This window comes from Oceanospirillum sanctuarii (assembly GCF_002150805.1).
Classification (GTDB): Bacteria; Pseudomonadota; Gammaproteobacteria; order Pseudomonadales; family Halomonadaceae; genus Oceanospirillum; species Oceanospirillum sanctuarii.
The window spans coordinates 1-21,161 of sequence record NZ_MTBA01000014.1 but is presented as its reverse complement, the minus strand read 5'-3'; the positions used below and the strand labels follow the sequence as shown (position 1 = coordinate 21,161).

Sequence of the window (21,161 nt, the reverse complement as noted above, 5' to 3'; positions counted from 1 at the left end):
TTTAAACAGTCGTATCAGGATGATCAGACAGGAAACCCGAATGATTTATTTTCCCGTATTAAGACAAACAGTTATGTTGGGAACCATTATCGCCTTTTTAACAGGTTGTATGCACGATATTCCTAACCTGGGGGTGGAAAACAACCGCCTCAAGCCATGCCCAGGCACGCCCAACTGTGTTGCCTCTCATCCGGATACTCCGGAAAGCCAGAAAGTACCACCAATTCTCTACACCGCAGAACAGTCACTGGCTTATGACCAGATGGAAGGTCTGCTCTCAGAACGCTCAGATACCATCATAGTGACCCGTGAACATGCTCACTATCTGCGTGCAGACTTTCGCACGCCGCTGATGGGTTTTATTGATGACGTCGAGTTTTACTTTCAGGTACCGGGCGTTATCGCGGTACGCTCCGCGTCGCGAATTGGCTATTCTGACCTTGGCGCCAACCGCCGCCGTATCGAGGAGATCCGTAAAATCTTCAGTGAGCGCATGGCAGAACCGATTCTGGAAAAGAAAGTTCCGATTCAGACAGACTAATGCTTAAATCATCATAAAATTGATGATGTTCTGAACGGCAAGATAAAACATTCAGACACAAAAAAGCCCGCATGGATTGCGGGCTTTTTGTTATTCAGTGTAGTGATTACTCTGATGCCGCAGGCGCTTCAAGGCCTTCAACTTCACAGATACGACGCACCACCAGATCAAACAACTGCTTCGGCTGGAACTTGGACAGGAAGTCATCACAACCCACCTTCTGTACCATCGCCTTGTTAAAGCTACCGCTCAATGAAGTGTGCAGCGTGATAAACAGATCTTTCAGGCGAGGATCTTCTCGAATCTCACGGGTCAGACGATAACCGTCCATTTCCGGCATTTCGGCATCCGTGATCAGCATCAGCAGCTTGTTCGGAACATCTTCTCCAGCATCGGCCATAGCACGCAGCTTATCCAGACCTTCACGGCCATCACGGGCTTCGTGAATGGTGATCCCCAGATGACCCAGAGTCTCTTTAACCTGAGCACGAGCCGTTGAGGAGTCATCCACCATCAGAACTTCCATTTTGCTGGCAGCCTGACGGATCTGATCATCCAGGTTTTCAGTATCCACGCTGATCAGGTATGGCGAGATCTCAGCCAATACTTTCTCTACATCGATAATTTCAACAATCTTCTCTTCAACACGGGTAATGGCAGTCAGGTAGTGAGAGCGGCCGGTGGTACGCGGCGGCGGCATGATCTCATCCCAGTTCATGTTGATAATGCGGTCTACGCCACCTACCAGAAAAGCCTGAACAGAGTTGTTATACTCGGTCACAATCAGATTGCTTTCTTCTGTAGGCTGCAGAGCAGGCATACCGATCGCCTGACTCAGGTTGATAACCGTTACGGTCTGGCCACGCAGGTGCGTTACACCCACTACATACGGGTGATGGTGCGGCAAATTGGACAGTGCAGGCAGACGCATCACTTCCTGAATTTTGAACACGTTGATGGCGAACAACTGCCCCGTGAGCAAACGGAACATCAAAAGCTCTAACCGGTTTTCACCTACCAACTGTGTACGGGAATCTACGCTAGCTAATACCCCTGCCATGGGCTACTCCAATTTTGTGGTCTCAGATTAAAGGCGATCAATGCCGGATTTCTTCCTTTGGGAAGTCAATAGTAGTTAAATTCGCACCTTATTTCTATCAGGATTCAGGAAACTAATGAGTGACAGCAAACAAAATTCACTGCTAAAAGCCCCTGCCGCTCTGATCGACATCGGCGTTAACCTGACCAGTGACCGTTTTCACGGCAAACACAGTGAAATTATAGAACAGGCTCTGGAAGCCAACGTACTGACTCAGATCGTTACCGGCACCTCTCTGAGTTCATCAGAAGAAGCCCTGAAGCTCTGTGAGCAATTTCCCGAACAGCTGCGCAGCACCGTTGGTATTCATCCCCACGATGCCTCCGAATTTACCAGCCAGACTCCTATGAATCTGAAAGATCTGCTGCAGCATCCTTTGTGTGTTGCCGTTGGCGAAACCGGTCTGGATTTCAACCGTAACTTCTCGACACCTCAGGAGCAGGAAAAAGCTTTTGAAGCCCAGCTTGAACTTGCCATTGAGTTTCAGAAGCCGCTCTTTATGCATGAGCGGGATGCCTTTGAGCGCCAGCATGAGATTCTGAAAAGTTATCGCGATCATATCGCCGATGGCGTTATCCACTGTTTCACCGGCAGTCAGAAAGCATTATTCGGTTATCTGGATCTGGATCTTTATATTGGCATCACCGGTTGGGTATGTGATGAACGCCGTGGCACCGACCTGCAGGAGCTGGTGCATAACATCCCGGCCGACCGCCTGATGATAGAAACCGATGCGCCTTACCTGCTGCCCCGTAACATGGATAAGAAGCCGAAAGACAGAACCAATCGCCCCGCCTTCCTTCCCTGGGTACTGAAAGAGATGAGCCAGCACATGAAGCTTTCTGAGCTGGATCTTGCCCACAAAACCAGTGACAATGCGCGTCGTTTTTTCCGTTTACCCGATAGTTTCAGCCCTGCTAATGAGGTAGCTAATGACCCAGTTTCCGATTTTTATCGACTTTGAGTGCTCAAGCCCCGATGAAGATGGTTTTCCCATCGCGGTTTGCTGGTCGACGCCGGATGGCCAGGTAAAAAGCACCCTGATCACACCGGAAGATGATTGGCTGGACACTAGTAGCCATCAGTTTGATGATGCCGGAATCGACATTGATGATCTGATGCTGCACGGTGTCAGCGCTTTAGAGGTGATTCGCGAACTGCAGGCGGATATTGATACTGATATCGTTTACGTGGATGGTGCGGGCGAAGATGAACACTGGCTGGATATGCTGTTCGACAGCTATCAGATGAATACGCCTTTTGCCCTTGAGCCTGCCGCCAGCCTCTACGAAGTTGGCTACGACAACTGGCAGGATCTGCGTAACGAGTGGATGGCCGAACGTGGTATGGATCCGTATCAGTCGGAAGCTAACGTACTCTCCATGCTGTTTGTACATCAGACACTGAGTGGCGGTAGCGAAGAGTTCTGACTTCTTAGTAAGGTCTGTTCAATCAGGCAAAAAAACGGAGCACCTGAATCAGGCTGCTCCGTTTTTTTATCTGCTGTTTGCTCGCGTCATGGATCAGCTCTGCGGCTTCTCATTACGGGAGGCAATAATGGAGCGGCTTAGCAGAATCACAGGAATAATCCCCACCAGTACAATCACCAACGCCGACAAGGCAGACTCTTCCAGCAGCTCATCGGATGCAAACTGATAAACGTGGGTCGCCAGGGTATCGAAGTTAAAAGGACGCAGCACCAAAGTCGCCGGTAGCTCCTTCATACAGTCCACAAACACCACCAGTGCCGCTGTCAGAACACCTGGTTTTATCATAGGCACGTGAACTTTCCAGAGAATCTGCAGAGTGTTGTAGCCCAGAGAACGGGCCGCCATATCCATGCTCGGCGTTACCTTATCCAGACTGGACTCGATACTTCCGGCAGATACCGCCAGAAAACGCACGATATAAGCAAAGATCACCGCAAATACGGTGCCACTCAACAGCAACCCAGTAGAGATGCCAAACCAACTCTCAAACAGACGATCAATGGTGTTATCAAAAGCAGCCAGAGGAATGATCACACCTACCGCCAGAACAGCACCAGGCATAGCATAACCCAGGCCCGAAAGGCGCACCGCCTTCTGCACACTCGGTGCTTTCACCAGTCGCTTACCATAAGCCAGAATCAAACCCAACAGGATAGTACCGATAGCCGCTACCGCTGAGAGCATAAAGCTGTTCCAGCTCATCTGGAAAAAGTCCGGTGTCCAGGAAACATCAAAATAAACCACCGCATGGCGGGCCAGCGACAGTACAGGCACGACAAAGCCAAACAGCAAAGGAATCAGGCAGATCAGCCAGCAGGCAACCGCCTTGCGGCCGGTCAGACGGGTGCGCTGAAAGGCTTTAAAACGATCGCCACGGGAAAACTGTTTCTGACGACGACGGGAATAACGCTCAAGGCCGATCAGCACCAGAATAAAGATCATCATCACACTGGCAATCTGAGCAGCACCACCGATATTGCCCATATTGAGCCAAACATCATAAATACCCGCAGTCAGGGTACGCACCGCAAAATAATCCACCGTACCGAAGTCATTCAGGGCTTCCATCAGCACCAGCGCTAAACCTACGGCAAGAGCAGGACGAGCAGTGGGCAAGGATACACGCCAGAACACCTCTCGACGGCTGCAACCCAGAGTTCGGGCAGCATCACGCAAAGACGCGGACTGTTCAATAAAGGTCGCCCGTACCATCATAAAAACGTAGGGATACAGTACCAGCGCCAGCATCACCACAGCACCACCCAGACTCCGGATCTCAGGGAACCAGTAATCCCGCGCCGTTTGCCAGCCAAAAAGATCCCGCAATCCCATCTGAACCCAGCCGGAGTACTCCAGCATATCGGTGTAAACGTAAGCGATCACATAGGCAGGGACCGCGAAGGGCAACAGTAGCGCCCATTCAAAGACTTTACGACCGGGGAAATCGTACATGGTGGTGACCCAGGCGGTAGACACCCCCAACCACGCGGCCAGAACACCGACCCCCAGCATCAGACCAAGCGTGGTGATGACATAATCCGGCAGAACAGTAGAAAGCAGATGAGGCCAGATGTTTTCTTCAGGGAAAAACGCCAGCCAGAGTACAGCCAGAACCGGCAGTAAGACGATGGCCGCAATCAGCCATACTGCAAACTGCCAGTAGCCATTGCCCGAGCGGTTTTGAAACAGTGTCGCCAGTCGGGAACGACCACTCACTACTGTATTTTCCTCTGCTTGCGAAACCATCCGCGCCTACCTGTCAGAAACGATAAAAAGTGTTTTTCAGAACGCACAAAAGGGCAGCCATGGCTGCCCCGGAATTTCTAATTATAACAGCACCTTAGGCCGGCCTGTTATAACAACTTTGGCGACATCTGCCAGCGGGCAGTAATAACAGCCCGGGCAAACATCAGCCAAAGTGATTACTGATTTCAGCATCCGCTGATCAGTTGTTGTAGCCCACTTCGTTCACCACCATAGCGGCACGCTTGCGGAACTTGTCTACGTCAGACAGTGGCAGATCATCAGCTTTGAAGTCGCCCCAGTTGTCGACCAGCTTGCTGGCAGAAACACCCGGCTTAACCGGATATTCGAAGTTCTGCTCTGCGTAGATCTTCTGCGCTTCATCTTCGGTCAGGAAACGCATCAGTTTCAGAGCTGCGTCACGGTTTGGCGCGCTCTTGGTCATGGTCATGCCACTGATGTTTACGTGAGTACCACGATCACCCTGATTCGGATAAACGATGTTGACAGACTCTGCCCAGGCACGCTGCTCGTCGTTAGTCAGCATTTTGCCGTAGTAGTAGCTGTTACCTACAGCGATATCACAAACGCCTTCTTTAACCGCTTTAACCTGTGCACGGTCATTACCCTGAGGCTTACGCGCCAGATTTGCTTTAACGCCTTCCAGCCACTGCTTAGCTTCAGCTTCACCGTGGTGAGCGATCATAGAAGCAATCAGAGCGATGTTGTAGGTGTGGTCGCCTTTACGGGTACAGATACGGCCAGCGAATTTAGGATCAGCCAGATCTTCGTAAGTTTCGATCTCACCCGGCTTCACACGATCTTTAGATGCGTAGACAACACGGGCACGGGTCGTCAGACCAAACCACTGGCCATCAGCATCACGGAATTTAGCCGGTACGTTTTTATTGATAACCGCATCGTCAACTTTCTGAGTCACGCCAGCGTCAACCGCACGGGTCAGGTTGCTTACGTTAGAAGTCAGCAGCAGGTCTGCAGGGCTATTTGCACCTTCGCTCTTCAGACGCTGAATCAGGCCTTTTTTAGCGAATACCACGTTAACTTTAATGCCGGTTTCTTTAGTGAAAGCATCCAGAATCGGCTTCATCAGGAACGCCTGACGATCAGAATAGATATTGATCTCATCAGCAGCCTGTGCAGTAAACGCGGCAGCAGAACCTGCAGCCAGAACCAGAGCAGCAACCGCTTTCTTAAATGCTTTTTGAGTGAAACCTTGTTGAGCCATTAACGTGTCTCCTGACGGAAAAAGTTTTGCAGTTCTAATCAATCATCGAAATGAGAATAATTGGTATTTAACCCAATAAAAACTCCGAATGCAATACTTATTGCAAATCGTTTTCATTTATTGATCAACATCAAACCTCTTTAGAATCAGGACTCTAAAGCGCCCTAGCATTCAGTTTCAGCAACCTCAGCCTTGTTTAATTCAGGATCGGCTTTGACTGGAGACAAGCCGGTTCGGGCTCCTGTCTGATAAAAGCAGGACAGTGCATCAAAGAAACGCTGAGCACGATCAGGAAGACCTTCTGTCAGATACTTTTCTGCCTGACGGTCAACATTCTCTTCAAAGCTTCGGGTATCCCCCGGAGAGCCGTTCAGATTGTCTACGCTGACCCGAAAGCGAAAACCTGCAGCCAGACAGAAACACTTCTCCATCGCCTGAGGAATCACCTCAACCTTTTCAAACAGACGCTGCTGTTCTTCGGAACGGCCATCCGGCTCATACCAGTAGCCATAGTCTTCCAGTAAGCGACGCTCTTTACCGGCAACACACCAGTGAGCAATCTCATGCATGGCACTGGCAAAGAAACCATGGGCAAAAATCACCTGATGCTCATTCCCTGTCATGGATGCCGGAAGATAGATAGGTTCATCATCCCCCTTCACCAGACGGGTCTGCTCTGACTCCAGAAAAAGCTGGTCAAAAATCCGGATCAGATCTTCACAACGGTGTTGCTCGCTCACAGTAACCTCAACAATCATTTTCTAACGACGGAAAAAAGGGCGCATTATACGGCTTATGCAGGGTATCCGGAAAAAAACACCGGGCTTTTCTACACTCTTTTTGATCCGTAACAAGTCACTTAACGCGCTGGCAGCAATCGGAAATAAAATTGATCACGCAGCCCCTACTCAAGACAAAGCGGGGGCGACTGAGTACAATCCCCTGCCCGGTTGGTTTCACCTGCAACCCGGTTATCTTTATCCGCTTTTTATCGGGCAGTGCTTTTACCGCCAAGGATTTTCAGACCAGATATGCAAACATCAGCAAAAAAGACTTTTGTCTTTCCATCACTCTCTACTGAGATCAAATATCTTCTGGCGATTGCGCTGCCGATTATGGGCGCTCAGCTGGCTCAGTCCGGCATGGGCGTTATCGACACCCTGATGGTTGGCCGTCTGGGTGCTGATCACCTGGCTGCAGTAGCCTTGGGCACCAGTATCTGGATGCCTCTGTTTCTCTTCCTGAGCGGTGTCTTGCTGGGCCTGACACCCTTTATCGCCCAATGGTTAGGCGCAGATACCCCGCAAAAGGTTGGCCCTTTTGCCTTTCAGGGCTTCTGGCTTGGACTGTTGATCAGCATGCTCAGTATCGGCGTCATGCTGTTTTACGCGGATATTCTGCATTTAATGGAGGTGCCGGATCATCTGGTGCCTTTGGTGGGGGATTATATGCTGGGGATTATGATCGGTTTCCCGGCACTCGGCTTCTACCAGACCATGCGTAGCTATACCGAGGGTTTAGGTTTTACCCGCCCAGTACTCCTGATCAGCGTGGGTATGCTGCTGTTCAATCTGGTCGCCAACTGGGTGCTCATCTACGGCATGGGGCCGATTCCTGCTCTGGGCGTCATGGGCTGTGGTTTTGCAACGGCGATTGCTATGTGGACCGGTGTGATTCTGCTCTGGTGCTACATCCGCTTTAATCATCGCTATAAAGAGACCCGGCTGCTGGACCACCCTGCACTGCCGCGCTGGTCCGATATTAAGGAGATGTCCGGTGTAGGCATTCCTATCGGTATAGCGATCTTCTTCGAGGTAGGGCTTTTTACCACCATCGCACTTTTTATCGCCCGATTGGGCTCTACTCAGGTAGCTGCACACCAGATCGCGCTGAATGTCACCTCGGTAACCTTTATGGTGCCCTTAAGCCTTGCGATGGCACTGACGGTGCGCGTCGGTAACGGTATTGGCTCCGCCGGTTACGGTTATGGCAAGCGCATCAGTCTTGTGGGCACTGGCTGCACGGTTTTCGCCTGCTTTTTCACGGCAGGCATCATGTACTTCCTGCCGGGAATGATCGCAACACTCTACACCGATCAGGCAGAAGTCATTGCGCTGGCGATTACTCTTCTGCATCTGGCGGCGATCTTCCAGATCTCAGACGCGCTACAGGTTGCCTTAAGCGGAGCATTGCGCGGCTATAAAGATACCCAGATCATTATGCCGATTACCCTCTTCTCCTACTGGGTTGTGGGTATGGGACTGGGCTATATCCTCTCGCTGACCGATCTGATTGTTCCTGCCATGGGGGTTGCCGGTTTCTGGTACGGCCTGATTGCCGGTTTGAGCATGGCGGCGGTGCTTCTGGGTTGGCGTTTTTTCGTCACAAACCGGAAACACGCAACGGCCGTATAACCGTCAGCAACAGGATAACGGAGGCGAAAAGTGAACATTAACTTATCTGCGCAAACCCGCCTCCGTTCAAGTCTTCAGGGCAGCAGCAACCCCTTCCCACGATTCTTGTCCATCACCCTGTTAGTCTTATTTGTCATGCTCATCAGTGGCTGTCAGCAGGAAAATACCCTCAGTTACCGCTATCAGGATTACCTGGATCGGGTGAGCAATATTCTCGATCTGGAACCGGAAGAGGCAGCCTCGCTTCCCGCAATAGCCTATCCTGATCGTCGCAGTCGCCTTATTGAGATTCCAAGCTTTGAGCAGGGTTTAGTGGAGGTTTGGGATTTTCAGCGTTGTGGTCTGATGTCACTGATCAACCAGAAGAACAGCAATCTCGGCAAGGTGATGATGCCGTCACAACGTTTTATCTATGAGCAAGCGTTCTGGCAGAAACTGGAACCCTGCTATCAGAAACGTGAGCAATGGCTGGCTGAGGACAGTGATTTTATCCAACGGCTTGAGGACGCATACCGGCACAAACAACAAATCCGCCCTTTAGTCAGCCATCAGCTGTTTTTTGCCGGTGATGAACTGACCAATCAACTGAGCCAGTCTCAGCAGGCGTTCCTGCCGGATGCCCGTCCGGAATACCAAAGTGTAGCAGCAGCTTTAAAACAGCTCGCAGAGGTCACCGATAACCCTCAGCCAAACAACACCCTTGAGCAGCAGCTGCAGGTACTGAATAGCCAGCCTATTCTCCATAGCCTGCTGAAATCCCTGCAGGTCAGTACCCACTCACTGAATCGGGTCTCCCTGCTTCTGGAAACCAAACTTGCCCAACGCCCTGTCTGCCTTAATGGCGGCAGTACACCGCGTTCCAAAAACCTCTATAACGTGTTGCATAAATACTACCTGCAGGGCATCCAGCCGGTGATTGCTCATCACAGCCGCATGGCGAATCAGCTGTTGCCATCAGTGAATCAGATTTTTGATGCCACCCTTAATAACCTGCCAAAAGAGTACGCAACTCCTGAGTTGAAAAGCTATCAGAACCGCTGGCTATCGATGGATAAACCTGAAGCCCTGTGGCAATCCTTTCAACAGGCCAACCAGAGACATACTGCGGTCTGGAACCGTCTTTTACGCCAATGCGGCCTCTTTCCCCAGAGAGGTTGAAGGCTTAAATATCAGGACTGCAAACCTCTGCTCCATTTTTGCCAATTAAAAATCAACTTCTCAAACAATAAGTTATCGACTATTTTTTCTAGTAAGGGCAGCTCTGAATGATACGAATGAATCAAAGCTGCCGCTTCTGACCACCAGCTCCCCAGCGGAGAAGGAGGCAACATGACTCACAGCGCCGCTCAAACAGCTAACCGGGATAATGTGATCAGCCTCTTCAGCAAGAAGCCGATCGACGATCCTGCCAGTCAGCAGCTGATTCGTATCGTGCCTGAACTCGACCACCTCTGCATGGTGTACTCTCACCCCCACGATCCGGGAAGCCTGTTTGCCGTTCCCCTTCTGGGCTGGGGCATGCAGAAAGACGAGCATGTCGTCGGCATTATCCCTTGGCTGACCAGTGTGATTTCAGCGGAACAGGCGGATGATCCTAAAGGAGGGCTCTGGCAGGGCTACTATGATCCGGAATCTGAAGTTGTCTTCAGTGAGCCACCGGAGCATAAAGTACAGGAGCTAAGAGCCAGTCTGGATGCCTATGAGTTTGTGCCCTCTGACGAGGTCTATGTGATGCAGGAACTACCGGATACCACAGGCACCCATGCATTAACCCTGATACCGGAGCATTCCATCTATCAGTTATCGGAGATTTACAGCTGGGCGCTGTTCAGTGACGGCCGGGTCGAGGCAATGCTGGTCGATGAAAATAAGGTTACCAATACACCGGTGCTGCCCGGTGACCCTTGCCTTTTCCCGTTCAGCGAACTGGAAGGCACCAGTTACTACTTTCAATACAAGGTAGCGAACCAGATTAAACGGGAAGAGCCTGAGGCACTGGCAGCACTTCAGCGCATGATGCTGGGCTGCCAGTTTAATTCATGAGGCGAACAGAGAAGCGTATCAGCCGGGCCTTATGACTTAAGCGGTTTTCTGGATGTAGTAGAAAAAGAGATCGTCCTCTTCTTTCTGCTCCAGCAGAGGAAAACCCAGGAACTGGCAAAATTTAGGAATATCACGGGTAGTTGATGGATCGGTGGCGATCACTTTTAACACATCACCTTCCGCCATCTCTTTCACTTTGCCGTGCAGCATCATCACAGGTTCCGGGCACATCAGGCCTGAGGTGTCTAATTCATGGGTATAGGTCAGTTCAGACATGATCGATTCCTGAAAAAATAAAGGCGGGAAGTTTACCAGACCCGCCCCCCGGATCAACTTAGAGGCTTCAACTCAATGAGTCATAGCGCATAAGTTCGACCGGAAATTTACAACGACACAAACGCAATAAGAAAAACAGTAAGCAAGAGAAAAACTAAGGAGAACACCATGATCAAGGTAATGATAGAACGCATCATTATCCCCGGACTGGAACCAGACTACGAAAACTTCTCCCGCAGCATTCTTCAGCAAGCGCTACATGCTGACGGGTTTATTTCAGGGGAATCCCTGAAGGATGCAGAGCATCCTAATCACCGCTTTATTTTCACCCTCTGGCGTGACCACAGTGCCTGGCAGCGCTGGAATCGCTCACCGGAGCGTAACGAGATCTCGGGCACTATCGCCGCCATGCTGGCAGAGCCGGAAAAAGTCACCGTGCTTGAACATCTCTGATTAACGCCTTGATAGATCAGGTCTTTAAATCTTCTGACCTGATCCGCTAACCCCGAAGCACTACACCTCCTGTAGTGCTTTATTAACGGTGCTCTGTTAACCCTGCTGAATTAACAGTGCCTTGTACCCCTGTCTTCAACACCTAATCCATTCCTTATATCGTGCGCTCCGACCATCACCTAATCATGCGGTCAGTTCATTATCAGCTGCGACAAAACAAATCTTACATTCAAGTTCCTTTAAGTTAAGATTAGCGTTTTATTACATTGTAATAATCACGGAAGAATTCTTTGGACATCAAGGCCCTACAGAGGCCCGGAGCAACCTATGTGGAACCGCAATAAACAAAAAATAGATGAATTAGAGCGTCGCCTGCGTCAACTGGAACAGGAAAACCAGTCCCTGATGTCGGAAAACCAGAGTCTGAGCCAACAGCTAAACCAGCAGCAAGACACGCAATCCGCAGACTCTGAACAGCAAGCGCTGAATAAGAGGTTTCATACCCTTTGGGGTTCCGGCCACAGCTCCCTGAACGAAGTTCGAGAGAAGGTCGCCTACTCTGCAGAGTCCCTGATGGAAGAAAGCCTCTCGCTGAAAGATTCCAACGAGTTGTTTGACCGCTGCCTGAGCCTGCTTTCCGAGATCAACAAGCAAGCGCAGGAGATCAGCCTGCAATCCAGTTCCACTCATAAAGAGGTGGCTGTACTCGATGATGCGTCCGGTCGTATCTCTGAGTTCGTTAACATCATTCATACCATCTCAGAACAGACCAACCTGCTAGCACTGAACGCTGCAATTGAAGCGGCTCGTGCCGGAGAGCATGGCCGTGGCTTTGCAGTGGTAGCAGATGAAGTACGCAACCTTGCCCAAAGAGCCAGCGATGCAACCTCTGAGATCACCACTCTGGTTTCTGTGATTGAAGAACAGACCCGCAAAACAGCTGACAGCGCCAAAGCGATGGATGAGGAATCCAGTGAGATCAACACAGCGGTTGGCGAAGCGGAAACCCTGATCAATTCCGTTGTCGCCCTCTCACGCAGCATGAAGAAAACCATCGATACGTCCACCACGCTTGGCTTTATCGAAACCGTTAAGCTCGACCACATTGTCTATAAAAATGAGGTTTATCAGGCGTATCTGGGTTTGAACCGTAAATCTGCAAAAGATTTTACCGATCACCACCAGTGCCGTTTGGGAAAATGGTATTATCAGGGCGATGGCCGCGAGCGCTTCTCCAGCTTGCATAACTTCAGCCATCTCGAAGCCCCCCATGAAGCGGTTCACCGCGAAGGACAAGCTGCCGTTGCTGCGGCTCAGTCCGGTGATTGCGTCACAGCCCTGAGACATCTGGAAGCGATGGAACAGCAAAGCGGACTGGTGGTGGATGTACTCAACGCAATTGCGGACGAAGACAAACAGCGCCATCTGTAACTTGTCCCCCGTCCGCACCCTGACGATGCGGACTTTATGGACATTATCCTGCCCCTGGCGGAAAACTTAACTCTGGGCCACCTGCTGTTTCTGATGCTGGTGGCCTTTTTGGCTGGCTTTATTGATGCGATCGCCGGCGGCGGTGGTCTTATCACCATTCCTGCACTGCTGACTGCAGGCATACCACCTCACCTCAGCCTCGGCACCAATAAACTCTCCGCAAGTTTTGGATCTTTAACGGCAACTATCACCTTCTTTCGCAAAGGGCTTTTTGATCCGGCACTCTGGAAAGTAGCGGCGCTTGGTACCCTGATCGGCGCAACCACAGGCACTTTCATCGCCAGCATCCTTAATGCTGAATTTATCGCCAAAGCCCTGCCGCTGATCATCATCGCCACAGCTATCTACACCCTGATCTCCCGCCCTGCGACTCCGGATGAAAATGCGGAAAAGAAAAGCGGTCTGTTTCAGGGTATCCACGGCTTTATTTTGGGAGGCTATGATGGCGTCGCAGGCCCCGGGACCGGTGCCTTCTGGACCGCGAGCGCCCTGCACTTCTACCGTATGGAGATGCTGAAAACACTGGGGCTAGCCCGCACCATGAACTTCATCAGCAACTTCACCTCTCTGGTCACCTTTGCCTGGCTGGGCCATGTGGCCTGGGGACTGGGTATCGCCATGGGTTCAACCCTGATGTTAGGTGCCTGGTGCGGCTCTCATTCCGCGATCCGCATGGGCAATGTCTGGGTCAGACGTGTCTTTGTATTACTGGTTATTCTGATCAGTTTACGCTTAGCCTGGCAGCATTGGATTGTGGCATAATGGACGGTTTCCGCGACGTAAAATCCACGTCTGGCGGAGACCCAATTCAGCTCAGATTTAAGTGCTGCCGAAACCGGCTGAAAGGCACTTAAAACGCATTTAAAAGACGAAAACTACAGGCAACGCGTTAACTATGACCCCCTGGATCAATCTTCTGGTGACAACGGTTCGGCTGCTGGATCTGCACGACAGCAACCACGAACGCCAGTCACCCCACGTTCGGGTTTCCCAGGAGCAACGCCCCGGACTCAAGGATGGATACTGGCTCGATCTGGCCAGCCTGTTGCTCGACTTCCTGCTGGAAGAAGACTTCATCACCAATGGTGCTTTTGTCTCCCAAAGCCGATGCCGGAATTTCATCCGCGAGTTTTATCCAAACCTGAGTGCCGATGACCTGACCTTTGTCATCAACACCCTGTCTACGCCCAGCGAGCTTTACTACATCAATCGGGCCGCTTCTCAACAGGAAAGCCAGGGTGAAACCCGCCAGACATTGGCCAGTACCAAGCGCACCTCACTGGTCGAGCGTCAGCCCCAGACCGGCCATGTACGCTTAACTGCCGCAGGCCGTCAGGCGGTGAATCTGGCGGGTCAGGTGGAAGACCTGCTCTATAGTGAATACGATGCTGCTAAAGCGCTGACCGCAATCACCCGTGGCGATTACGCCCGTGTACCGGATATCTGTAACTCGATTCTGTTGGCTATTCGCGGCCTGACTCAGGATATCCGGCGTATCCGGGAAAACCCGACCCGTGAAAGTAAACTGCAGGCGTTTCAGGAAAATCAACGTCACTACCACAATGCTCTTAACAGTATTCAACGCACCATTCTGGAATGCCGTCAGTTGCTGAGTCGCCCGGAGCAGCAAAAAGCTTTCGAGCAATGGCAGAAGCAACACCCGCAGGAGTGGGAACTGCTGATGCTGACCCAGAGCCTTAACCGGGTGCTGAATGCGATTGAGAACCTCAGTCGTCGCCTGACAGAACTGCTCACCGATATCGCCGATGGTCGTATCCGGAGTATGGGTGTCATCGACTTCAGCCAGCTGGCTCTGGATATTGCCCGCAAACCACCGGCACAGGCTCTGACTCAGGCCGTTGTCGAACGCACCATGCCCTTTGCCGTGGAAGCCTGCTTCCCGTCCGTTAACGACTTTACCCAACTACTGCAGGATCAGCGCAGCGAACGCAGTGAAGAAGCACTGGTGTTTGATGGCAGCGATGACGATGAACGTCAGGATACAGCTCTGCACCGTTTCCTCAGTTACCATGGTGAGGCTCTGCGGCAGCATCTGGCGGAGCGCCCGCTATCCCTTGAAGATGCGATTCAGGATGGTTGGAGCCGGATTGGCGACGAGGATTTCCTGCCTCAGCTGCTGAATATGTTTGTTGATCCCGACCAGCTGCAGCAGAACCTTGTGATCGCGCTGGATCCCGATAAAACCCTGGATATTACATTGCCGGATGGACGACGCCTGCAGGGCGACAACCCAACCCTGATGCTTCGAATCTCAGAGCCATCCGCAGACCAGATAATCCGTCATACCGAACAGACCGCCCATTCCGGTCCAAACGCACCGGAATCAGGAATTTAACCGATGAATATGAGTGAAATGGGCGAAGTTTACGCCTACCTGCTACGTTATCGCATGGCCGAAAGCCGTCCGGCCAACCGTAATCGCCGTCCGTCACGGGCGGGCCTGATTTCAGAACGGGATGTTTGCGCCTTGCTGGCCCAGTCCAGCGAAGAAGAACTGAGCCAACTGCGCCAGTTTCTGGGCGGTCAGGGTCTGCAACTGACCATTCTGGATGCCACAGATTACCCGGGTATCGCTGCCGGCAGTCAGATGTTTGTCCTGCAACGCCTGCCGGATGCGGATCTGCCAGCGCTTTTCAGCCAGCAACCGGTTTATCAGGCTCTGCGCCTGCGTCAGGAAACCCAGGAGGAAGTTGCTCTCTGGTTTATGCACCTCTGGTTACTGCTCATGGGGCTGCTCTACACCCGAAATAACCGCTCTCTGACCGATGTCAGCCTCTATCAGGAAGCCGTTGTTGCCCCTCAGGAACTGACTGCAGCGATGCGTCAGCATATTGAACAGCTGCGTCAGACCGGAACCCACACCGAAGCACTCTCTGCGGTGGTGAAGACGCTGGCGGATGAGAAAGGTGATGATATCCCCCGCCGGGTGCGTGCCTTTATCGAACTACTGGAAGCCGCCGGTCATCTGCAGCGGGTCAGTGATAAAAACAGCGAACAAAGCACTTCCAATGAGCAGGAAACCGATCAGGCTACCGGCAACAGCTACCAGCAAACTCTGCTGGGAGCATTGGAGGCGGAGCAGATCGGCGTGCACCATATTCACCATCTGCTGAATGATCTCAGCCTTGCAGATGAAACCGCTCAGGATACAGATTCTGCTGACAGTGATCCTGATAACAGCGATTCATCTCAGTCTCTTCCTAACCCTGCACCAGCCGTCGATTTTGCTGACGGTCTCTTTCCATCCGGGGAGCACTAAGCATGTCTGTGATCAACCGAATTGAAATTGCTAACCTGCTCAACAAGCACGGCGACGTTTCCAGTCCCTGGGAACCTAAGATGCGCCACCTGCTGCTGAACCTGCACGGCCAATCCACCGCCGTGAGCATGGAAAATGGTTTTGGTAAAACCACCCTAAGTGACGGTCTGATCGGTATGCTGTCCCGCGACCGTAAGCTGATGTCCAACACCCGCCGCAAAATGAGCCCGGCCCGTGTTCAGGGTCAGGAGCGTCCCTGGAGCCATATCCGTGTTGAATTCAGAAGTGCCGCACAGCAGGATCGTCAGCAAAATGATCTGCTGGCTCAGGCTGGCGAAGAGGTAACCGGTGAAAACTGGGTGTTTGGTCTCTACGGTCACAGCGATAGTGACAGTCACTTTTACTACTTCCAGGGTTCACTGGAAGAGTGCCCGATTCGGGAAACTACTCTCGATGGCAAAGTACGTCTGGCCAGCAACCGGGATTTTCTCAATAACGCCCGCAGCATCAAAGTCATCCGCCCGTCTACCCGTGATGAGTGGCTGGAATCCATCAGTCGCCATATCAGCCGCAAAGAACTGGAACAGTTAGCAGGCTTCCAGAAAGAAGGTGGTGCGGATAAGAGCCAGATCTTTAACGCCATCCGTCCCCGTCAGGGTGAAAAGCCGGATCAGGCGTTCTTCTATGAAGTACTCGCACCTCAGATTCTCGCCGGTGCCACTCAGGGCGAAACCGATGAGGCGGAAGAGTTCATTGAAGATGTGATCATTAACTCGGGGCAGAAGGTTTCGGAGCTTCGCCATCGTATCGATGCCGCCGAACAGGATCAGTTTAAAGCCCAAAGCAAAGTTGATCAGCTGCAGCGCCTGAACGAGAAGGCAGCCGAACTGCAGGAAGCTCAGTCAGAGCTGCGTGCGCAACAGGCACGCATGGCCACCAGCCGGGATACTCTGCTGCATATCGCCCAATCGCCACTGCCGGGTATTCCGAGCACAGAGGCGAATATCAGTGGAAACGATGATGCGTTGCAACTGGCGTTGTTACCGGGTCAAACCGAGCCTGTGGTTACCGGTCAGCTGATTGCCCGTCTGTTAGATTGCCCGCTGGATCGCGCTCAGGCCTATATGGATCAGGCAGGCTTCAGCGGTAACCCGACCCGACGTCTGCTGCATCACCCGATGGCGGACTGGGTCAGTGATCGCAAAACCAATGTGTATCCGCTGGAAAAAGCCCGTGAGCTGATCGCAGGCAGTCAGAACTTCTCTGATGATGCCGCTCGCCTTGAAGCTTTACAGCGTCTTGAGGACGCCAGTGAGACTTTCCTCGACTGGGACAGCAACAGCGCCCGGGAAGACTATCTGGCAGACAAACTCTTTCTGAAAAACAGCCAGCAGGAGTTGGTGCAGCTGGAAGAGAAACTGGAGCAGGCCGAGCAGGAGAAAGAGTCTTTCGCCAGTCGCTCTCAAGCCTTTATCGACAACCAGAGTTATTACCGTGATGCTCTCAGTGAAGGCCTGTTCACAGAAGACGAGCTGGAACAACCCGATGAAACTCAGGCTAAAACGCTGCAGGAAGCTGATTCCGCTCAGCAGGCACTGAGTGAACATCAGCGTAAAACCGGCCAGCTTCAGGAAGTGGACAACTGGTGGCAGACCTTTAAACAGCTACATCCGGGCAGTGATCCAACTCTGTTACTGGAAGAGAAAGTAGCCCGTCAGGAGCAACTTCAGGAGCAACTGGCAGAGTTAAGTGAACAACTGGAAAACAAGTCCGATCACCAGCAGCAACTGGAAAAAAAACTGATCGCTCTGCAGCAGCAAACTCAGCAACAGAACCATCAGCTTACACAGCTGGAGCAGAACCGCAGCTCATGGGAAGCCTTTAATGCCGCTTATCCCGGCCAGTCGCCAACAGGCTTTATTCAGCGTATTCAGGAAGAGCACCAAAACCTACTGCAACAAAAGCAGCCCCTTGAAAGCGCACTGACTCAGGCACGTCAGGTACAGCAACAGCTGCAACCTCTGGCGCTGCAGCGGGATCACTTCCAGCATCTGTTCGGCGATGCGAAACCGGTGGGTCTGAAAGAGCAGCTTCTGGAACAGGAACGTCAGCTCAAACAGCATCTGGAACAACTGGAAAGCGAGATCCGACAGCATCAGCGTTCTGCACAGGCACTGGATGCTTTCCGTCAGCAACATGCCGATAAGCAACCGGCAGACTGGCTGAAAGAAGCCCAAAAGGCTTATCCGGGACTGGCGGCTGAAGCCAGCCAGATCGAAAAAGAGCTGCCGCGACTGGATCATTATATCAAGCACCTAGATACCGACCCACTGGCGGCCAGCGATCAGGAGCAGCGAGCACTGACTCTGCTTCAGGAGCAGGGCTTAACCCCTCGCCCTCTGCATGAAGCGCTTCAGCAACTGGAACCGGATAGCAGCAAAAAACAGCCGCTGTTGATTCAGGCTGCAGCCTTTCTGTTTGCACCGGTACTGACCGATCAGGAAGAAGCACAGAAAGCCGCTAAACTCCTGTTGCAGAAGCAGTTTGCCCTACCAGTATTCTGCGAATCCGGCCTGAAAGCTTGTCTGGATGCTGGCCAGCCACTCATGGGTGCTGCTTTGGGCTATGAAACGCTGGCGGTGAAAGCCGCAACAGACCCGGACAGCATCAGTCAGCTGAGAGAACAGGTTCAACAACGCATCGCTTACCTGCAGCAACGGCAGGAAGAGATCCGCATCGAGATTGAGCTGTACAACCCTTATGGCGAATCCTATGCCTTAGTTGAACTGGCCGTTCAGGCAATCCGCGAAAACAGCCCTAACCAACTAGAACAACTGAGTCAGGAGCTTAGCGAACTCAATCAGGATGCCGAACACCTGAAAAACCAGTTAACGCCGGAATCTCTGAGTACTATTGCTGACTTCCAGCGTTATCTGGAACTGGGGGGTGATACCGCGCTGACTGAGGCTGTTCAACAGATCAAAGAGACAGAGCCTCAGCTGAACCCTCTGCTGCCAAGAATCGAACAGTTGGAGCAGGTTCTGCACCAGTCTCAGCGTCAGGCGCTGGAAGCAGAAAACTATGTTCAGGCCGGTGGTGAAGAACAGTATCAACAGCTACAGAACCGTGTCAGCCAGTCTGAACTTGAGATCGCCCAACTGGAAGAAGGTGTCAGCCAGACCTCGGCTCAAAAAGAACACCTGCAACAGCAACTGAAATCTCTGACCTCGCAGCTGGAACAGATATTTGCTGATGGCGAGCAGAGCCGTCTGGAGAGACTGAGCGCTTATGTTGCCAGCGATGATGTCAGCTTTATGGCAAACCACGCAGAACGCGAAGCTGAACTGATCGCCCAGCAGGAACGCTGCACCCGTCGTATGCGCTGGAATTTCCAACGTATTAAAGATTATCTGGCGATGCGCGGCAGCAAGGGCGCTGACAGTCAGCTGGATAAAACACTGGCGACATTGGATCAGCAGATCAAACAGCTGAAGACAGGGCGTAAAGAGCTGCAGCAACGAATCGAAGATCTTCGTCATCAGATCAGTCGTTCAGAAAGCCTGATGAAACTGATCGACGAGCTGGCAATGGAATGGCTGGAGCAACTGCGTGAGCTGGATTACAACTCTAAGCACACCATACCGCTAACAGAAGCGATTGAGGACAGCCCTCTTTATGAACTCTTTGCAGCTTACTCGCAGCAACTGAAAGATGATGAACAGCCTGTCGAACAGCTGCAGAGTTTACAATCACAGCTGATTGAATCCCTTCGTGCAGAGCAGCTGAACGAACGGGGTAAAGAGTTAAGCCGTCAGGAGAAACTGATCGCTCAACTTATGACACAGCTGAAGCAATTGCTGTCTCAGTCTCTGAAAGAAGCACAGCTGTTTAATGCAACAGAGAAAGCTCGTCTTGGAGCGCTTCAGGATCCAGATCAGGAAGGTTTCAGTGATCAGTCACTCAACGACCTGCTCAGTCTTGAAGTCACCCTGAAGAGCCAGCTGAAGCAGCATGAGAGCCGTGTTGAACAGCTGCGTGCATCTCAGAACCAGGTTGAAGCGGGCCTGCAGGAGCGTCTGAGCCGTATTATTGCCGATGCCGCCGGTAACCTTCAGATTCTGAAACGAGTCGCCAAGAGCCATAGCAGCGATGAAGGTGCACACTTTGATATTCAGGCAGAAGTGATTGATGAGCAGGCGATTTCCGATATGGTTGCCAGCCTTCTAAGCGAGATTGAAACCCATCAGGAAATCAGCCGTAAACGTCAGCAGCAGAACCCTGAAAGCTATAGCGAAGACAAACAGCAGAAAGACCTACAGGAACTGATTCGTCGTCGTATCTATCGCTCGCTTTTCCGAAATATCGCGATTCGTCTACGCCATACTGCAATCCGTGCCCATGGTCGTCTTTTCAGTCTTAATGAGCAGATGAGTGAAGGACAGCGTGAAGCCGTCTCTCTGATGTGGCTGGTTAAGCTGTCGGAATTCGCTATTGAACGGGATATGCGTCTGGTGGCAAGCCCTCAGCGTAAGCGTGAACGAGCTTCCCGAGAGAGCGTGATCATTCTTGATGGTCTCTTCAGTAAACTGTCTCACAAGAAGCTGATTGAAGACTCTCTGGAATCACTGCGTAATACCCGGGGACGCTTCCAGATGATCGGCCTGATCCATAACCCGAATTATGAGAATGACTCAAGTATCTTCCCAAGTTATCTGGTGGGTAGTGTTATCGGTGGTCAGCATGGGCAGGGTGGACACGTCATCGTCCGTGAAGGCGCAGAAGATCAGGAAGATAATATCAGCCGACTGGGTGAAGCCAGCCTGTTTCAGCTGAAGATAGAACCCAAACCGGAACCTGCTGAGATAACCTCAGACGAATAAATCTCGGTTTTTCATTCGACAGTATGAGGCCCCTGCGTCATAAGTGACTCAGGGGCTTTTTATTGCCGGATGTTCCGCTAATAGTTTCTGTGGAAAACCACTAGCTTTGAACGAAAAAAGCCCGTCTCAAATGAGACGGGCTTTTAAGATAAGAGCTTGATGATGTCCTACTCTCACATGGGGAGACCCCACACTACCATCGGCG

17 protein-coding genes are annotated in these 21,161 nt (G+C 51.8%); 12 read left to right on the top strand and 5 right to left on the bottom strand.

The genetic code is table 11. The annotated features are described in order from the left end of the window. Nucleotides 1–40: 40 nt before the first annotated feature. The gene (locus BV405_RS16830; protein ID WP_217895694.1) at nt 41–541 is read left to right on the top strand and encodes a DUF1499 domain-containing protein; all 501 of its coding nucleotides are present in this window, start codon (nt 41–43) and stop codon (nt 539–541) included. 106 nt (nt 542–647) lie between these two features. Here the strand turns inward: BV405_RS16830 and BV405_RS16825 are convergent, their stop codons facing one another. Then, nucleotides 648–1,601: a chemotaxis protein CheV gene (locus tag BV405_RS16825; protein WP_086482055.1), complete on the bottom strand. Its 954-nt coding sequence runs from the start codon at nt 1,599–1,601 to the stop codon at nt 648–650. 115 nt (nt 1,602–1,716) lie between these two features. Here BV405_RS16825 and BV405_RS16820 point away from each other — a divergent pair, with 115 nt between their 5' ends. Beyond that, nucleotides 1,717–2,604 carry a TatD family hydrolase gene (locus tag BV405_RS16820; protein WP_086482054.1) on the top strand — a complete coding sequence of 296 codons (888 nt, stop codon included), beginning with the start codon at nt 1,717–1,719 and terminating at the stop codon, nt 2,602–2,604. After that, nucleotides 2,573–3,070, top strand: a complete 498-nt coding sequence (locus BV405_RS16815) for a hypothetical protein (protein WP_086482053.1) — start codon at nt 2,573–2,575, stop codon at nt 3,068–3,070. The genes BV405_RS16820 and BV405_RS16815 overlap by 32 nt, the downstream gene beginning before the upstream one ends. A 93-nt stretch (nt 3,071–3,163) precedes the next feature. Here the strand turns inward: BV405_RS16815 and BV405_RS16810 are convergent, their stop codons facing one another. The 3 genes from BV405_RS16810 to BV405_RS16800 all read right to left on the bottom strand — a co-directional run bounded on the left by BV405_RS16810 (nt 3,164) and on the right by BV405_RS16800 (nt 6,859). Beyond that, the gene (locus tag BV405_RS16810; protein WP_086482052.1) at nt 3,164–4,876 is read right to left on the bottom strand and encodes an ABC transporter permease; all 1,713 of its coding nucleotides are present in this window, start codon (nt 4,874–4,876) and stop codon (nt 3,164–3,166) included. A gap of 199 nt (nt 4,877–5,075) precedes the next feature. Then, nucleotides 5,076–6,119 carry a Fe(3+) ABC transporter substrate-binding protein gene (locus BV405_RS16805; RefSeq protein ID WP_086482051.1) on the bottom strand — a complete coding sequence of 348 codons (1,044 nt, stop codon included), beginning with the start codon at nt 6,117–6,119 and terminating at the stop codon, nt 5,076–5,078. A 164-nt stretch (nt 6,120–6,283) separates the two neighbouring features. Beyond that, the gene (locus tag BV405_RS16800) at nt 6,284–6,859 is read right to left on the bottom strand and encodes an elongation factor P hydroxylase (RefSeq protein WP_245832364.1); all 576 of its coding nucleotides are present in this window, start codon (nt 6,857–6,859) and stop codon (nt 6,284–6,286) included. Between the two features lie 291 nt (nt 6,860–7,150). Between BV405_RS16800 and BV405_RS16795 the strand changes: the two genes are divergently transcribed. The 3 genes from BV405_RS16795 to BV405_RS16785 all read left to right on the top strand — a co-directional run bounded on the left by BV405_RS16795 (nt 7,151) and on the right by BV405_RS16785 (nt 10,576). Further along, nucleotides 7,151–8,533, top strand: coding sequence for an MATE family efflux transporter (locus tag BV405_RS16795; protein WP_086482049.1), 1,383 nt, complete (start codon nt 7,151–7,153; stop codon nt 8,531–8,533). Between the two features lie 30 nt (nt 8,534–8,563). After that, on the top strand, nt 8,564–9,691 hold the full coding sequence (locus BV405_RS16790) for a DUF3080 family protein (RefSeq protein ID WP_086482048.1): 1,128 nt from the start codon (nt 8,564–8,566) through the stop codon (nt 9,689–9,691). 171 nt (nt 9,692–9,862) lie between these two features. Next, entirely contained in the window at nt 9,863–10,576 is a 714-nt protein-coding gene (locus BV405_RS16785; protein ID WP_086482047.1) for a hypothetical protein, read from the top strand. A gap of 36 nt (nt 10,577–10,612) precedes the next feature. Here the strand turns inward: BV405_RS16785 and tusA are convergent, their stop codons facing one another. Next, nucleotides 10,613–10,852 carry a sulfurtransferase TusA gene (gene tusA, locus BV405_RS16780; RefSeq protein ID WP_086482046.1) on the bottom strand — a complete coding sequence of 80 codons (240 nt, stop codon included), beginning with the start codon at nt 10,850–10,852 and terminating at the stop codon, nt 10,613–10,615. Nucleotides 10,853–11,020: 168 nt separating this feature from the next. Here tusA and BV405_RS16775 point away from each other — a divergent pair, with 168 nt between their 5' ends. The 6 genes from BV405_RS16775 (at nt 11,021) to BV405_RS16750 (ending at nt 20,956) form a co-directional block, all read left to right on the top strand. Further along, nucleotides 11,021–11,305: an antibiotic biosynthesis monooxygenase family protein gene (locus BV405_RS16775; protein ID WP_086482045.1), complete on the top strand. Its 285-nt coding sequence runs from the start codon at nt 11,021–11,023 to the stop codon at nt 11,303–11,305. Nucleotides 11,306–11,632: 327 nt separating this feature from the next. Beyond that, nucleotides 11,633–12,736, top strand: coding sequence for a methyl-accepting chemotaxis protein (locus tag BV405_RS16770; protein WP_086482044.1), 1,104 nt, complete (start codon nt 11,633–11,635; stop codon nt 12,734–12,736). A gap of 36 nt (nt 12,737–12,772) precedes the next feature. Beyond that, nucleotides 12,773–13,558, top strand: coding sequence for a sulfite exporter TauE/SafE family protein (locus BV405_RS16765; RefSeq protein ID WP_086482043.1), 786 nt, complete (start codon nt 12,773–12,775; stop codon nt 13,556–13,558). Nucleotides 13,559–13,691: 133 nt separating this feature from the next. Then, on the top strand, nt 13,692–15,152 hold the full coding sequence (locus BV405_RS16760) for a hypothetical protein (protein WP_176330207.1): 1,461 nt from the start codon (nt 13,692–13,694) through the stop codon (nt 15,150–15,152). A gap of 3 nt (nt 15,153–15,155) precedes the next feature. Beyond that, nucleotides 15,156–16,076: a hypothetical protein gene (locus BV405_RS16755; protein WP_176330206.1), complete on the top strand. Its 921-nt coding sequence runs from the start codon at nt 15,156–15,158 to the stop codon at nt 16,074–16,076. Nucleotides 16,077–16,078: 2 nt separating this feature from the next. Further along, nucleotides 16,079–20,956 carry a coiled-coil domain-containing protein gene (locus BV405_RS16750; protein WP_086482042.1) on the top strand — a complete coding sequence of 1,626 codons (4,878 nt, stop codon included), beginning with the start codon at nt 16,079–16,081 and terminating at the stop codon, nt 20,954–20,956. Nucleotides 20,957–21,161 lie beyond the last annotated feature (205 nt).